Here is a 15,074-nt window from a genome sequence, read left to right on the forward strand (position 1 = left end):
GCCCGCCGGCCCGGCCCGCCGGCCCGGCCCGCCGGCCCGGCCCGCTGGCCGCCATCGCTGCCCGCTGCCCGCCGTCCGGTCCACTGCCCGCCGTCCCCTGCCCGCCGTCACTGCCCGCCGTTCAGCCTGCGCTGCACCAAGCCGTCGACTCAGCCCACGGCACCGTGCTCACCGCTGCGGCGGCCACCCGCGGGCAGAACTCGTCGCTCATCAGGCGCCTGCTGGCCAAGCAACCGGTTGCCATCGCGACCAGCGACGACTTCTGCCCGCCGGCCCGCCTCGGGGCCGCACAGCTCGTGCGCTGCGCAGCAGGTTCCCCCCGCAGCTGTCCCGCCACGCAGCCGATTCACCCCCGCATCGCGATCGGCACCCGGGCGCCCTCCGTCGGCGCGGCATCTCCGGACCGGACGACCGCGACGGCGAAGACCGCCGCGGCGACCGCGTAGACGACCCCGAATCCGATCCGGCCGGCGGGTGCGACGAAGTACTGCGCCGGGAACAGCGCGATCGCGATCGCGAGCGGCCAGGCCGACCAGGCGGGGCGCAGCGGCAGCGCCCGCGAGGCGGCGATCCCGATGGCGACGCCCGCCGCCGAGATCAGCACCAGCCCGATGCCGAACATCGTCATCGCGACGGGGTGGTTGCGCATCTCGTCGGCCAGCGCGAGCAGACCCGGCTCGGTCAGCGCTCGCCGCCCGATGACGTGCAGCGCGAATGTCTCGACGCCGTAGTACGGCAGCACCAGCACGGTGCCGACGAGGCCGGACAGGCGGGCGACCCGCGCCGAGACCGAGTCACTGCGGTCCGCCAGTCGCAACCCGAGCCGCCCGACCGACGCCAGGGCCAGGGCGCCGGCCACGTGGGCGATCACCCAGGCCGTCGAGGCGAAGGCCAGCGCCACCTCGAAATCGGACCCGGCGTCACCGTAGGGGCGGGCCAGCAGGTAGACGGCCATCAGCACGCCCGTGCCGACGGTCGGGGCGAGCAGCCGGTGGGATGTGGCGCGCATCGTGACCTCCAATAAGTGAGAGCGGTGCTCTCGGATACGAGCACCGTACGGCCCCGCCGTCGGGAAAGCAAGAGCAGTGCTCTCGGACGTGCGAGACTTCCGCAGTGACAGGAGTGCGCGAGACGAACCGGACCAGGACCACGGCGACGATTCTCAGCGCCGCCCGCCGCGAGATCGCCGAGCACGGCGGCAGCGGCCTGTCGATGCGGGCGGTCGCACGCCAGGTCGGGATGGTGTCCTCGGCGGTCTACCGCTACTTCCCCACCCGGGAGGCGCTGGTGAGCACGATGATCATCGAGAGCTACGGCAACCTGGCCGCGGCGCTCGCGGAGGTCACCGCCACCGATCCAGCCGCGCGCTGGCGCGAGCTCGCTCGGGCGATGCGCGCCTGGACGCTCGCGAACCCGCACGAGTTCCAGCTGATCTACGGCACCCCGATCCCCGGATACGTCGCACCGCCGGAGACCATCCCGGCGGCGGCGTCGGCGGCGCGGCCGTTCCTCGAGGTCGGCTCCCGCCATGCCGTCGGGGCCTTCGACGAGCTCCGGCTGACCGCCCAGATGGGGGAGATGACGGCGTTGGTCGCCGGCGCTCAGCCGTCAGGAGCCGCAGCCGTGCTCGCCGAGCTAGCGGCGTTGGTCGGCATGCTGACGCTCGAGCTCGCCGGTCACTTCGTGGGCTCCGCGGACCCCGCCGACCACCTCGTCGAGGCGCTGCTCGACCGCCAGGTCGCGACTCTCGGGCTCACCTCCTGACGCCGCACGAGCACGCAGACCGGGGTCGTCTCGGTCCAGCAGGCGGACCGATCGCACCCCAGAGCGCTTTCCGCGGCGTCAGCCCAGGGAGATCTCGGCGAGCTCGATCCGGTTGCGGCCATCGCTCTCGGCGACGGGGAGCTCGACGAACCAGAGCGAGATCGCCTGTGCCTCCACCGGCTCGGCGAGCGTGAAGGTGACGTTCTCACCCATCGACCCGGAGGCGAGCACGGCGCCCTGGTTCGGGTTCGCGGGGTCGCCCAGGCGGATCTCGACGAGCCCGCCCTCACCGTTGACGTCGAGCGTCACGGTCGAGACGAGCGCGGCCTCGGCGAGCACCACCGTGTAGCCGAGACCGGCCTTCATGCCGTAGGTGGGGCTGTTGTAGCGCAGCGAGTTCCACGTGGTGTCGGGGTTGCCGTCGAAGGCCAGGTACGCGGTGTCCTGGTTCTCGCCGCCGCTCGCGGTCGGGTCGAAGGTCACCCCCTCGGTGATCGCCACCGCACCCGCCGACGGCGGACCGTCGGGGTTCTCCTCGACGGGTGCCTCCTCCGTCGGGGTCACCTCGGGCGGCGGCTCGGTCGCCTCCGCCGAGGGCGGCACCTCCCCGGGGTTCGGGCCGGGCGTGAAGGCGCTCGACGCGTCCTTGAGCGTCAGCACAGCCATCACGAGCCCGAAGATCACCAGCGCGACCATCACGCACAGCGCGATGGGAGCCGGGTTGAATCGGGCACGGCCATCGTTCGAGGGCTCCTCGTCGACGACGGGGCGGAACTCGTCCCGGACGTCGTCCACGAACGCCCCGGCCCGCTGCGTAAGCGAACCGATCCGCTCACCGGCGCCGCCGATCAGGCCACGTGCACCCTCGCCGACCCTGATCGAGACCTCGTTGATCCTCCTGTTCGTGCCGCGGATCGGAGCCACCGCGGTGCGGGCGACAGCACCCAGCCCGACCACGGTCCCGAGGCCAGCCGTCTCGTCCGGCTCGGCCGGCTCCACCGGGCGCTCCTCGGGCGCGGCGTCGGAGCCGAGCGGCTCGTGGTCCGAGCCGGCTCGCATGGGCTCGTCGGGAAGCCGCTCGGGCGCCTCGCCGCCCGGCGCGTCCCAGCCCCGCGCCTGGCGGGTCAGCGTGGGCAGCCCGGCGATCGACACGATCGCCGCGCTCGGCGGCTGCGCAGAAAGCTCAGACCGAGCGGACTCGGTCAGCTCCGGCTCAGCGAGTTCCCGACCCGGCTCGACGGCGGCGGGCAGGCCCGCCACGGACGTCGCCTCGGGGCCTCCCTCGGCTGTGGCCGTCTCCTCAGCTGCGGCCGACATCTCGGTCGCGGCCGGATCGTCGGGTGCGCCGGACTCCTCGGGTGCTTCCGGTCCCTCCAGTGCCTCGGGCTCCTCGGCGGTGGCCAGCTCCTCAGCTGTCGCAGGCTCCTCGGTGACGGAGGGATCCGCGGTCGCGTCGGGCTCCTCGGCCCCGGCCGACTCCGACTCGATGGCCGGCTCCTCGCCCGCACTGTGCTCCTCGCCCGCGTCCGCTTCCTCGGCGGCCGGAGCCGCGATCGGCGCCCCGCGGACCAGGGTGGCCTCGGGGTCCGAGAAGGTCGCGGCCGGCGAACCTGGCAGGGGAGCAGCCAGCGGCGGGAGCGCGCCCGCGGCTCCGGCCGCGGGCAACGCCACGCGGGTCTCGGCACGAGGGGCGTGGGCCGGCTGGGCGTGCAGCGGACGCTGATAGGCGGGGATCGAGCCGGTGTCCGTCACGAGGTCGGCGAACGGGGTGGGCTCGGAAATGGTGGGCAGCGGGTGCGGCGCCCAGGTGGAGGTGTCGATCACGGACACCCGGGTCGGGCCCGCGGGCGATCCGGCGGCCTCGTCGGCTTTGTCGGCGCCGGCGTCGGCCGGCACCGCGTGGTGCACGGCGGTCTCCTCGCCGGGCTCAGCGGGACCGGAGCCCTGCCCAGCGGCAGGCGCGGCCACGGCGCCACCCTCATCGGGTCGGCCACCCTCGCCGGGCCGCACGACGGGCGGCAGCACCGCGAGCGCGGTCACGTCGATCTCGCCCCACGGCGCGAGGTCGGCCACCAGCTCACCGGGGGTGAACGGGCCGTCGTCGTGCTCACCCATGGTCACGGCGCAGAGCGTGTCGAGGTCGTTGGGCACGTTCGGGACGACGTCGCCCGCCGGCACGATCCCGTCGTCGTGCTCGGGAGCGGCGGGGAGCCCGTCAGCCGCACCGGGCCCGCCCGGCCAGGTCCCGGTCAGCGCGGCGTAGAGCAAATGGACCAGACCGAGAGCGTCGCGGCGGGCCGCGGCCTGCGCGTCGCCGAGGTCGATGCCGTGCCACGCGGCGTCGGTACCCAGCCCGAGCACGCGGACCTGGCCCTCGGGCGTCAGCAAGATCGAGGAGGGACGCAGCGCGAGGTGGTGCACCCCGCGGCGGCGCGCGGTCTCCAGCGCTGCGGCGGCCTCTCCCACGATGGCGCGCGCCTGCGACGGCGCCAGCGGCCCGGCGCGCAACAGGTCCGCCAGGGTGGCACCGGCCACCGGGTCGGTGACGACGAAGCCCTGGCCGCCCTCGATGCCGGCACGCATGATGCGCAGCAGCCGGGGGTCGTCGACCAGGGCGGCGCGGCGGGCCGCGTCGACCGTGTGGTCGCGGTTCGGGCCCTCGACCATGAGTAGCCGCACCGGTGCGTCGAGCGCGAGGTCGGTGCCGGACCAGATCGCACCCACGCCCGTGCCGTCAGAGACCGGGTGGTCGAGCTGGAACCGCTCCGCGAGCAGCTCGCCGGTCCTGGGGGTCACCGAAGCGCCTGTCGTCACGTCCTGCTCACCCCTCCCCGGCAACCCCCTGCTACCTGCCATGGTAGACGGCGCGCCCCCGCGTCCCCCGCGTCCGGGGAGGCGGGACAGCACGCGGTCCAACGGGCCGCGCACGCGCGCGGCCAGCACAGCGAGCTCGGTGACACCCATGGCGCGGACCAGGAACAAGAAGCCGCCGACGAGCAACCCACCCAGCACCACGATCCGCAGCAGGGCACCCCAGCCGTTGGTCTCCACACCCCACAGGTGCAGCAGGCCCCAGGCGGCGAGCGCCGGCGGGATCACGGCGAGCGTGACCCGCAGGTGCGTGCGCATCACCCGGCCGCCGTCGAGGCTCGGCAGGTACTTCCGGGTCGCGAGATAGCCGACCAGCGCGCCGATCGTGTTGGAGAGCGTCGTCGCCACACCGGTGCCGACCACCCACCACCGGGGATCGAGCAGCCACCAGCCGAGCACGGCCACGACCGCGAGGACGACCGCCATCGGGAGCTGGATCTTGAACAGCGTGCGGGTGTCCTCGTAGGCGTAGAAGACGCGCTGGACCATCGTCCAGATGCCCATCGCGGGCAGGCCGAACGCCATGGCGACCAGCACCGCGCCCACGGCCCGGTAGGAGGCGAAGTCCGCGCGGTCCAGTAGCACCACCTGCACGAGAGGCACCGCGAGCACCGCGAACGCTGCCGTGGCCAGCACGGTGAACACGCTCAGGGTGCGCAGCCCGAAGGAGAGGTCCTCGCGGACCTTGGCGCCGTCTCGCGCCGCGGCGTTGTGGGACACCCGGGTGAACAGCGCGGTGACCAGCGAGACCGTCACCAGCGACTGCGGCAGCATGAAGATCAGGAACGCGTTGTCGTAGGCGAAGTTGCCGGCGTAGTCCTGGGCGCTCGCGGCGGCGGCCACGTTCGAGATCGCGAGGTACCCGACCTGACCCACGGCGAGCGCGGCGAACGCCCAGGTCGCGACAGTGCTGGCCTTGCCCAGCCCGTGCCCGCGCAGCCCCCAGACCGGCTTGAACCGGAACCCGCTGCGGTGCAGCGGGATGATCAGCAGGAGCGCCTGGGCGATCACGCCCAGCGTGGCTGTCCCGGCCAGCAGAGTGATCCGGTCGGCCGTCCACCCCGAGGGCGCGATCCCGCCGTCGGGCAGGGATCCGAACATCACCAGGAACGCGACCAGACCCGCGATGGCGACCACGTTGTTGACCGCCGGGGCCCACATGTACGGGCCGAAGATGCTGCGCGCGTTGAGGACCTGACCGAGCAGGGTGTACAGGCCGTAGAAGAACAGCTGCGGTATGCACCAGTACGCGAGCGCGACCGCGACCGCCTTCCACTCCGGCGGGAACGCGCCCGCGTAGAGCGTGATCAGCAGCGTCGAGGCGGCCGTGAGCAGCAGCGTGATCCCGAGCAGGATCGCGATCGCGAAGGTCAGCAGGCGGTTGACGTGCTCCTGGCCGCCGTCCTTGCGGCGCATCGCCCGCACCACCTGGGGGACGAGCACCGCGTTGAGGATGCCGCCCGCGAGCAGCATCGAGATGATGTTCGGGAGCTTGTTGGCGACCGACCACGCATCGGCCATGCTGCCGCCCTGCCCGCCGGTCACCACCACGCCGACGACCGCCACGAGCAGCGCGTTGCGCAGCAGCCCGAGGATGCGTGAGACAAGGGTGCCGCTGGCCATCACCGCGGCGGAGGTCGCCAACGCCCGCGGTCCGCGCGGTGGCGTCGGATCCGCGGTGCTCTGCTGCGCCCGGGCGCTCCCCGGTCGCGTCTCATCACCTCTCATGACCGACCTCATTGTGCGCGAGCCCGGCGCCCCCCGCGCCGGATCGTGCGGATCAGACCGATGACGAACGCCACAGCCAGCAGCCCCGCCACCACCCCGGTGCCGATGTTCTCCCACTCGGCGCGCACCCGAACGGCGAAGGAGGCGGGCTCGGCGAGGTCGCGCTCGCCGGCCGCCGGGCGCACGTGCACGTCCACCATCACGTTGCCGTTGGCGACCGCGGTGATCGGGATCCGCGCGGTGGTGCTCTGCTGAGGCGGCAGCACCACGACCTCGGGCTGCCGCACCTGCAGCCGGCTCCCCTCGGGCACCAGCTCGACGACCACCTGGGCCTCGACCGGCAGCTGGTTGGACAGCGTCACCGGGAGGCTGGCGTCCCCCGAGATCAGCAGCACGTCGCTGCCGGTCTCCACGCTGATCATCGAGCCGAGCTCGTCGGTCGCGGTGACAGCGGCGTCGAGCAGCTGCTCGCGCAGCGGCGCGTCACCGTCGAGCGTCGCCGACAGCGGGGTCAGCAGCGCCGGCAGGTACGCCTCGTGGATCGTCGGGCCCGCCACCTCGGTGTAGGCCTCGACGACGGCGCGCCCCTCGAGCAGGCGGTCGACGGCGGAGGGCTCGATCGCGTCGAGGGCCGGGACCTCCGTGGGCAGGTCCAGGGTCACGCCGGTGCCCGTGCGGCCGAGCAGGCTGCGCAGCGTCGCGGTCTCGAACCACGGGGCGTCGTCCAGCGCCTGCACCTGGTCGGACACGTGGCCGAGGTCGCGCTCGCCCAGGTCCCGCGGCATCACCACGAGGAGCCCGGCAGGCTCCTGCGACAGGGCGCGGGTGAGCACCGCGGACAACGCGAGCGTCGCCTGCCGCGCCGCCACGCCGTCGAGCTCGGTCGAGGCGAGCGCGTCGCCGAGCTCGTCGTCGGCGAGGAGGGCGTCGAGCTGCCGGCTCCCCGAGGTGGCCGTCGCGTGCGTGCTGGTCCCGACCGCGAAGTCCGCGGCGTCGAGCACGACCGCCTCGGAGCCGCTGCCCATCAGCACCGAGAGCGTGTCCTGCGACAGCGGCCCCGGCGGCCACGCGACGTTCTCCACGGTCAGGCCCGCCTCGGCGAGCAGCGCCTCGGAGCGCGCCACGCCGTCCTCCCACAGCTCGGCACCGCCCGCGCCGACGAGCGTGGTGACGTCGGCATCGGCGTAGCCGAGCGCGATCAGGTCCCCGCGGCGCTCGGCCGCGGTCAGCGCCTCGAGCAGCGCCTCGAGCGCGGAGCCCTCGACCTCGGTGTCCGGCGGCGTGCCGTCCTCGGTGCCGGAGGTCTCGTCCGGGGACTCGTCCGCGGTCTCGTCCTCACCTGCGCTCGCGGGCACGGCGGCGGGGGGTTCGCTCTCCAGGAGCGCCGGGTCGATCGCGAGCGAGGCGTCGGTTCCGACGGCCTCGAGCACCGTGAGCAGGCGCGGCGCTGCGACCTCACCCACGGGAAGGCGCTGCGCGACGGCCTCCTGCCACTCCCGCGCGGTCGGCGTCAGCGGAACCAGGAGCGTGAGCTCGGAGGGGGTCCGGACCGGCGGGTCGTCCGGGTACCAGAGCATCGTGGTGCGGGTCGAGCCGGTGGCCTCGTCGGCGCGTGCCTCGATCTGGATGCCGCGCGGGCCCCACGCCGACAGCTCCGAGAACGTGCCGTCGGTGGCGATCTCGATCGTGAAGGGTGCCACCCCGTTCGGGGGCAGGGGCGGCGCATCCTCGGCGGCGTTCCAGCCGGTCAGGGCGCTGACGTTGAGGTTGTTGGTGCCGTCGAGCCAGGACGCGAGCGCCTGGGTCGAGCTCGGCACGTGCTTCTGCAGCAGCAGCCGGACCGCGGGCGGCGCCAGCTCCTCATCGGTGGTGTTCCGGATCCTGCCCGAGATCACGAGGGTGTCGCCCGTGGTGACCACAGCGGGTGTCAGGGAGATGAGCTCGACGACGAGATCGCCGTCGTCGGCCCGCGCCGGCGCGAGGGGCCACAGCGCGATGCCGATCCCGAGCACCGCCGCGAGCATCGCGAGCAGGGCGCGCGGCGCGCGGCGACGGCTGGGCGCCCACGGGCCCAGGGGCCCGGGGTGGGCCCCCGTACTCAGGGTCACGTCAGGCTCTCCCGATGAGGACGTCGCGCGCGGTCGCCACCACGCGCCGCTCGTTCGGGTAGGCCAGCCGGGACGCGACCTCGTCCAGCGACACCCAGGCCACGTCCTCGGCCTCGTGGTCGGGGTCGTTCTCGATGGTGAGGTCGCCGCCGGTGCGCTGCAGCAGGTAGTGGTGGACCACCTTGTGGACCCGCCGGTCGGTGCCGGCGAACCAGTAGTCGATCGTCGCGAGGTGCCGGATCACGAAGCCCTCGATGCCGGTCTCCTCCGCGATCTCGCGGACGGCGGCCTCCTCGGCGGTCTCGTCGCCCTCGAGGTGGCCCTTGGGCAGGCACCACTCGAGCCGTCCCGCCCGGTTGCGGCGCGCGATCACCGCGGTGACGGCCTGACCGTCGACGACGTCCACCACCAGCCCACCGGCCGACGTCTCGTCCACGACCGGCAGCGGGGGCGCGTAGAACCGGCGCTGCGGCGGTGTCGGGACGGGCCGCTGCGGCGGCGTCGGGACGGCGGCGGACATGATGACACTGTAGGAGGTTCCCTGCGGGAGGCTCCGACCGACGCTCACCCCCGCCCGGTTTCACCACGATTCCGTGCAGGCGCACCCGTGGCCGGGATCGCGGTGAAACCGGGGGATGGGTGACGGCGGAGCGGGAGGCTAGCCGTGCTCGTCCTCGGCGGTGTCCTCCAGATACACCAGGCCGTTGCCGTCGGGGTCGGTGAAGGAGAACATCGGCGGCATGCCCGCCATCCGCAGCACGTCCTCGTTGTGCAGGGCGACGCCGGCCTCGCGGATGGCGTCGTGGGCGCGCTGCGCGTCGGAGGTCCCCAGCCGGATCGCGACGGGGATCTCGCTGTCCGGTGGGAGCAGGAACAGGGACACGCTCGAGCCCGGTGGCACGACCTCCACCAGCCGCGCACCCGGCCAGACCTCGACGTCGGTGCGCAGCTCGCAGCCGAGCACCTCGGTGTAGAACCTCAGCGCGGCGTCCTGGTCGGCCACCGGGACGGACACGCTCAGCACTCTCGTCGTCATCGCCATGTCCCATTGCACCAGCGGGCGGGGCCGGTTGTCATGGTTTCGCACCCGGGCAGGCGCGGCCACCTGGGGATCACGACGGCGGAGCGCACCTCGTGCGGGCATGGCACCCTATGAGGCTGTGCCTGCTGCCCCCGGAAACCCCGACCCCGCGCTGCTCCGACGCGCCCTCGGCGTGCTCGCTCGGTACGCCCCGGAAGCGGTCGAGCTCGGACGACGGTTCGCGGAGGCGGGCTTCGAGCTCGCCCTGGTGGGCGGCCCGGTCCGGGACGCGTTCCTGGGCCGTGCGGGCGTGGACCTGGACTTCGCCACCTCGGCACGGCCCGACGACACCGAACGGATCCTTGCCGCCTGGGGCAGCGCCACCTGGGACATGGGGCGTGAGTTCGGCACGATCGGCGCGCGCAAGGGCGACGTCGTCGCCGAGGTGACGACCTACCGCACCGACACCTACGACCCGACCTCCCGCAAGCCCGAGGTCGCCTACGGCGACACGCTCGAGGGCGACCTGTCGCGGCGGGACTTCACCGTCAACGCGATGGCGGTGCGGCTGCCCGACCTGCAGTTCGTCGACCCGTTCGGCGGTCTGACCGACCTCGCCGACAAGGTGCTGCGCACCCCGGTGACGCCGGAGCAGAGCTTCGCCGACGACCCGCTCCGCATGATGCGCGCGGCCAGGTTCACCGCACAGCTGGGGTTCGAGGTCGAGGAGAAGACCTTCGCTGCCATGACGGCGATGTCGGGGCGTCTGGAGATCGTCTCGGCCGAGCGGGTCCAGGCCGAGCTGGTCAAGCTGCTGGTCGCCGACCGCCCGCGGGCCGGCCTGGAGCTGATGACCTTCACGGGCCTGGCCGACGTGGTGCTGCCCGAGGTCCCCGGTCTGCAGCTGACGATCGACGAGCACCACCGCCACAAGGACGTCTACGAGCACACGCTGACCGTGCTCGACCAGGCGATCGAGCTGGAGACCGGTCCCGACGGGCCCGTGCCCGGGCCGGATCTCGTGCTTCGGCTCGCGGCTCTGCTCCACGACATCGGCAAGCCCGCGACGCGCCGGCACGAGCCGGGCGGCGGTGTCAGCTTCCACCACCACGAGGTGGTCGGGGCCAAGATGGCGCGCAAGCGGATGCGCGCGCTGCGGTTCGACAAGGCGACCACCGAGGCGGTCTGCCAGCTGGTTTTCCTGCACCTGCGGTTCCACGGCTATGGGGAGGCGGCCTGGACCGACTCCGCCGTCCGCCGCTACGTGACCGACGCCGGTGATCAGCTCGAGCGTCTGCACCGGCTGACCCGCGCCGACTGCACCACCCGCAACCAGCGCAAGGCGGCGCGCCTCGCGCACGCCTACGACGACCTCGAGCGCCGCATCGCGGAGCTGGCCGAGCAGGAGGAGATCCGCGCCATCCGGCCCGATCTCGACGGCACCCAGATCATGGAGATCCTCGGGATCGGCCCGGGCCGCGACGTCGGCGCCGCCTACAAGCACATGCTCGCCCTCCGCATGGAGCACGGCCCGCTCGGCGAGGACCGCGCGCGCGAGGAGCTGCTCAGCTGGTGGGCCGAGCGCCAGTCCTGATCGCCTCGCGCGCGGCGATCACCTCGGCGGGAGCGTCGGTGCAGATCGCGTCGGCACCCATCGCCGCGATCTCGAGGGCCCGAGCCGGGTCGTTGACGGTCCACACCCACACCTGCAGCCCCGTGTGGTGGATCGCCGCGACGATCTCGGGCGTCAGCCCCGCCTCGTAGATCGACAACCCCGCCGCCCCGATCGCCAGCGCCCGCTCGAGCGCCACGGTCCAGTCGCTCGCGGAGCTGCGGATGTTCGCCGCCTGTGCGGCGGTGAGCTGGTCGCGGTAGCGCTCGATCAACCTGGCACCGTTCTCGGCGACGCCGAAGGAGAGCGGGTAGACCTCGGCACCGGTGCGCTCGCGCAGCGCGGCCAGGGCGTCCCAGTGCGCGCCGGAGGCGAACCAGTCGAGATCCTCGAACCGCGCGACCGCCGCGATCACGGCGTCGACGACCTCCGGGTCCTTCAGCTCGATGTTGACGCGCACCCTGCCCGCCGCGAGCGCCAGCACCTTCTCCAGCGTGGGCACGTGCTCGCCGTTGCCGGCATCGAGCGCACCGAGCTCGACGGCGGTGCGCTCCGTGACCGGACCGGTCCCGTTGGTCGTCCGGTCGAGGGTGTCGTCGTGGATGACGACGGCGATCCCGTCCCGGGACCGGTAGGTGTCCAGCTCGATGCCCTCGGCACCGATCTCGATCGCCCGCGCGAACGCGGCCAAGGTGTTCTCCGGCAGCTCGATCGAGGCGCCGCGGTGGGCGTACACGTCCATGGGTTCTCCCGTCGTCGTGGGTGTGTGCCTGACCACGACGCTACGGAGGCCGGTTGAACGCGAGGAGTCGACACCCTGAACGCCCGCGCTCAGGTAGGAGCCGCCACGTTGAGCAACTGACCACAACGGCACAGGGCGCAACGGCGGCGGTCACGCATCGTTGAGTAACTGACCACAACGGCACGGGACGCAACGGTCGCGGTCACGCACCGTTGAGTAACTGACCACAACGCCACGGCGCGCAACAGTCGCGGACGAGCACCGTCGACCAGCCGGCCGCGACGGTACCGTCCGCACCGGTGCGACCGGTCGCGCTGTTCGTCCGGGAGGTCGCCCGCCGAGCGGGCAGAGGACGCGCCGCCGTGTGCCGAGATCGGACATGCACGGCGACAACGGACTGCACGCGGTGCGAGCTCGTCGTGAATGTCGATCTCGCGAGGGCCGTCAGACCAGGTCGGTCGGTTCGTCCAAAGGCTGCGGTACCGGGACCTCGCGGGGGGTGTCGTCGATCCGGGCGATCCCGGCGCGGTAGCCGACCGCGAGCAGCACGTAGACCAGCGCCAGCACGGCGAACACCAGCGCGGACCAGCCCTCGTCGGGGAGCACGGCGGCCGCGAGCGCTGCGGCTCCGGCGAAGGCGGCGTTGTAGAGCATGTCGTAGAGCGAGAAGGCGCGGCCGCGGAAGGCGTCGTGGGTGTCGCGCTGCACGATGGTGTCGACGGCGATCTTCGCGCCCTGCACGCTGAGCCCCAGCAGCACGGCCGACGCGACGATCATCGCGAACGCCGGCGTGATCGCGAGCAGACCCTGGCTCACCGCACCGATGAGCAGGCACACCACGATCCACTGAGACGGCCGCACCCGCTCGTGCGCCAACGGCGTCAGCACGATCGCGAGGCCGTTGCCCGCGAAGGAGAGGCCGGCGAGCAGCCCGAACGTCGCGAGCCCAGCACCGGCGTCGGCGGGGTCGTTGAGCAGGTTGCGCGAGATCAGGATGAGCGCGATGAAGTTGACCCCGTACAGGAAGCGGTGGATCGCCATCACGCCCAACCCCATGCCTGGCGTGCGTCGGCGGACCAGGTACCGGGCGCCGTCGGCCATGTCGACGGCGGTGGCGCGCAGGTCCTGGGCGACCTCCGCCCAGCTCCTGCCGCGGCCGGTCGCGGCCCGGTCCGGGCCGAGCTGGTCCTTGCCCAGGCGGAGCGCGAGCGCCGAGGCGCAGCCGAAGAGCACGGCGGCGACCGTGAGCGTGAGGCCGTCCTTGAGGACGCCGGCCGGGGAGATCGCGCCGATGAGGAAGCCGAGCCCGGCGCCGGCGACGGCGCTGACCGCCCCCAGGGTGGGCGTCAGCGTGTTCGCCATCAGCAGCTGCTCACGCGGGACCACGCGCGGGAGGCCGGCCGACAGCGCCGCGAGCAGGAACCGGTTGACGCCGAGCGTGACGAGCGCGAGCACGTAGACGGCGACACTCACCCCCTGCGTCACCATGATCACCGCGAGCACGAGCGTCAGGACCACACGGATCGCGTTGCCGCCCAGCAGCACCTGCCGGCGGCGCCACCGGTCCAGCAGCGGGCCGGCGAACGGTGCCACGAGCGTGAACGGCAGCAGCAGGATCGCGAAGGCGCCCGCCACCGCGGCCGCCGTCGCCAGGTTCTGGGGATTGAAGAAGAACAGGGTCGCGAGGCCGGCCTGGAACATGCCGTCGCCGCACTGCGACACCAGGCGCACCGCGAACAGCTTCCGGAAATCCCGGTGCACCGCGACGGTCTTGAGGTCCGAGAGCACCGACATCAGACTGCGCCCCCCGCCTCGATCACGCACGGCAGGCTATCGCCCTCGGCTGAGGGGTGCTCCGCCTGGGTCAGCCTCCGCGGAGCCATGCTCCGCCTGGGTCAGGCTGCGGCCTGACCCGTGGCGGCCGCCCTCCCGGTTGGCGCCCGCGGCCGCCTGTCTTCCCGGTCGGCCGCGCGACCGCCCGTCCCTGCCGACGAGATCGTACGTGCGGCGCGAGATCGCACTCCCGGAAGTGCGATCTCGAACCGAAGGTCCGATCTCGACAAGTTCTCGGTGCTCCCGCGTGGCGTGGCGTGGAGGGCCGCGCGCACGGCCTGGTGACCGCATGCCCCCGCCACCCGGCGCACCGGCCTGCCCCCGCCACCCGGCGCACCGGCCTGCCGCCACCACCGCGCCTCGCGTCACTCCCCGGGAAAGCGCTTTGGGGTGTCCGCGAGCCACGTGGTGGACCGCAATGACCCCAGTCCACGCGCAGCCGGCGGCGCGCTGGTCGAGGCGAGCTGGGGGCGGAGCTCCGTGGCTCGTGGAGGCGACAACCGGGGTCATCTCGGCTCACCGCGTGGCCCGCGGATACCCCAAAGCGCTTTCCGAGGGGGAGCGGGTCGCGGGAGCCCGGGGCAGCGCGGGAGCCGGGGCCAGCGCGGAGGCGAAGCGAGCTGGGGCGGAGCTCCGTCGGGTCCTGGTGGCGGCGACCGGGGTCATCTCGGTTCACCACATGGCCCGCGGATACCCCAAAGCGCTTTCCGGGCCGAGGGGGAGCCGGGGCAGGCCGGGGCGGCTACGGGCGGGAGCGGGACGGCTCGGGCGAGCAACCCCTACGGGGCGGGCGGTGTCACGGCGAGGAGGATGACGGCGTCGATGTCGCCGTCGTTGCGGAACAGGTGGGGCAGGCGGGAGTCGAACGTGATCGCCTCACCGCCCACGACAGGGTGGTCGATGCCACCGATCGAGGCGACGATCTCGCCCTCGATGACGTACACGCACTCCGAGGAGGCGTGGCCACGTGGCTCGGCGGCGCTGGTGTCGCCGGGCGCCAGCACGCCTCGCAGCATCTCGAAGTTGCCGCGCCCTGAGGTGAGCCGCTCGTAGGTGAGCAGGCCGGTCGGGGCCTGCATGCGGAGCCGCTCGCCCGGTCGGGACAGGTGGACCTCGGGCGCGTCCGGTTCCCGGAACAGGTCGGCGAGATCGGAGTCGAAGACCTTCGCCAGGCGCCGCAACGTCTCGATGCTGGGGTCGGTGCGACCGTTCTCCAGCTGCGACAGCAGCCCGGCGGACAGGCCGGTCTCGTCGGCCAGTCGACGCAGCGTGAGCCCGCGTGCCGAGCGCAGCTCGCGCAGTCGTTCACCCAGCATCCATCGCCCCCCGGACGTTTCGCCCTCGTGAACTTGTTCATCAAGGCTATACATTGCTGCCCATCAGATAATCCCATGT

The 15,074-nt window shown here is 73.1% G+C and carries 10 protein-coding genes; 2 read left to right on the forward strand and 8 right to left on the reverse strand.

Going from position 1 to position 15,074, the window contains the following annotated elements:
- Positions 1 to 346: 346 nt before the first annotated feature.
- Positions 347 to 1,009: a hypothetical protein gene (locus GPA04_RS17410; RefSeq protein WP_156225490.1), complete on the reverse strand. Its 663-nt coding sequence runs from the start codon at positions 1,007 to 1,009 to the stop codon at positions 347 to 349.
- 104 nt (positions 1,010 to 1,113) lie between these two features.
- Between GPA04_RS17410 and GPA04_RS17415 the strand changes: the two genes are divergently transcribed.
- Positions 1,114 to 1,764 (forward strand): TetR/AcrR family transcriptional regulator, encoded by a 651-nt coding sequence (locus tag GPA04_RS17415; RefSeq protein ID WP_156225491.1) that lies wholly within the window; start codon positions 1,114 to 1,116, stop codon positions 1,762 to 1,764.
- A gap of 78 nt (positions 1,765 to 1,842) precedes the next feature.
- On the opposite strand, the gene murJ is transcribed toward GPA04_RS17415, so the two are convergent.
- The 4 genes from murJ to GPA04_RS17435 form a co-directional block, all read right to left on the reverse strand.
- Positions 1,843 to 6,363 carry a murein biosynthesis integral membrane protein MurJ gene (gene murJ / locus GPA04_RS21245; RefSeq protein WP_206674269.1) on the reverse strand — a complete coding sequence of 1,507 codons (4,521 nt, stop codon included), beginning with the start codon at positions 6,361 to 6,363 and terminating at the stop codon, positions 1,843 to 1,845.
- An 8-nt stretch (positions 6,364 to 6,371) separates the two neighbouring features.
- A complete protein-coding gene (locus GPA04_RS17425; protein ID WP_156225492.1) occupies positions 6,372 to 8,471 on the reverse strand; it encodes a DUF6049 family protein in 2,100 nt (699 codons plus the stop codon).
- Between the two features lies 1 nt (position 8,472).
- The gene (locus GPA04_RS17430; RefSeq protein ID WP_156225493.1) at positions 8,473 to 8,991 is read right to left on the reverse strand and encodes an NUDIX hydrolase; all 519 of its coding nucleotides are present in this window, start codon (positions 8,989 to 8,991) and stop codon (positions 8,473 to 8,475) included.
- 138 nt (positions 8,992 to 9,129) lie between these two features.
- On the reverse strand, positions 9,130 to 9,507 hold the full coding sequence (locus tag GPA04_RS17435; RefSeq protein WP_241680890.1) for a VOC family protein: 378 nt from the start codon (positions 9,505 to 9,507) through the stop codon (positions 9,130 to 9,132).
- Positions 9,508 to 9,613: 106 nt separating this feature from the next.
- Here GPA04_RS17435 and GPA04_RS17440 point away from each other — a divergent pair, with 106 nt between their 5' ends.
- A complete protein-coding gene (locus GPA04_RS17440) occupies positions 9,614 to 11,086 on the forward strand; it encodes a CCA tRNA nucleotidyltransferase (RefSeq protein ID WP_156225495.1) in 1,473 nt (490 codons plus the stop codon).
- Here GPA04_RS17440 and GPA04_RS17445 read toward each other — a convergent pair.
- From GPA04_RS17445 to GPA04_RS17455, 3 genes are all read right to left on the reverse strand, one after another.
- The gene (locus tag GPA04_RS17445) at positions 11,058 to 11,846 is read right to left on the reverse strand and encodes a glycerophosphodiester phosphodiesterase (protein ID WP_156225496.1); all 789 of its coding nucleotides are present in this window, start codon (positions 11,844 to 11,846) and stop codon (positions 11,058 to 11,060) included. The two genes, GPA04_RS17440 and GPA04_RS17445, sit on opposite strands and share 29 nt — an antisense overlap.
- Positions 11,847 to 12,290: 444 nt before the next feature.
- Positions 12,291 to 13,640, reverse strand: a complete 1,350-nt coding sequence (locus GPA04_RS17450; protein ID WP_156225497.1) for an MFS transporter — start codon at positions 13,638 to 13,640, stop codon at positions 12,291 to 12,293.
- Positions 13,641 to 14,458: 818 nt separating this feature from the next.
- The gene (locus tag GPA04_RS17455) at positions 14,459 to 14,995 is read right to left on the reverse strand and encodes a helix-turn-helix domain-containing protein (protein WP_156225498.1); all 537 of its coding nucleotides are present in this window, start codon (positions 14,993 to 14,995) and stop codon (positions 14,459 to 14,461) included.
- Positions 14,996 to 15,074 lie beyond the last annotated feature (79 nt).

Origin of the sequence: Pseudactinotalea suaedae (genome assembly GCF_009733815.1) — a bacterium.
In the GTDB taxonomy this organism is placed as follows: Bacteria; Actinomycetota; Actinomycetes; order Actinomycetales; family Beutenbergiaceae; genus Pseudactinotalea; species Pseudactinotalea suaedae.

Coding starts and splice junctions, on each gene's coding strand:
- GPA04_RS17410 (WP_156225490.1), bottom strand. CDS start 1,009: ATGCGCGCCACATCCCACCGGCTGCTCGCCCCGACCGTCGGCACGGGC.
- murJ (WP_206674269.1), bottom strand. CDS start 6,363: ATGAGAGGTGATGAGACGCGACCGGGGAGCGCCCGGGCGCAGCAGAGC.
- GPA04_RS17430 (WP_156225493.1), bottom strand. CDS start 8,991: ATGTCCGCCGCCGTCCCGACGCCGCCGCAGCGGCCCGTCCCGACACCG.
- GPA04_RS17435 (WP_241680890.1), bottom strand. CDS start 9,507: ATGACGACGAGAGTGCTGAGCGTGTCCGTCCCGGTGGCCGACCAGGAC.
- GPA04_RS17440 (WP_156225495.1), top strand. CDS start 9,614: ATGGCACCCTATGAGGCTGTGCCTGCTGCCCCCGGAAACCCCGACCCC.
- GPA04_RS17445 (WP_156225496.1), bottom strand. CDS start 11,846: ATGGACGTGTACGCCCACCGCGGCGCCTCGATCGAGCTGCCGGAGAAC.
- GPA04_RS17450 (WP_156225497.1), bottom strand. CDS start 13,640: ATGTCGGTGCTCTCGGACCTCAAGACCGTCGCGGTGCACCGGGATTTC.
- GPA04_RS17455 (WP_156225498.1), bottom strand. CDS start 14,995: ATGCTGGGTGAACGACTGCGCGAGCTGCGCTCGGCACGCGGGCTCACG.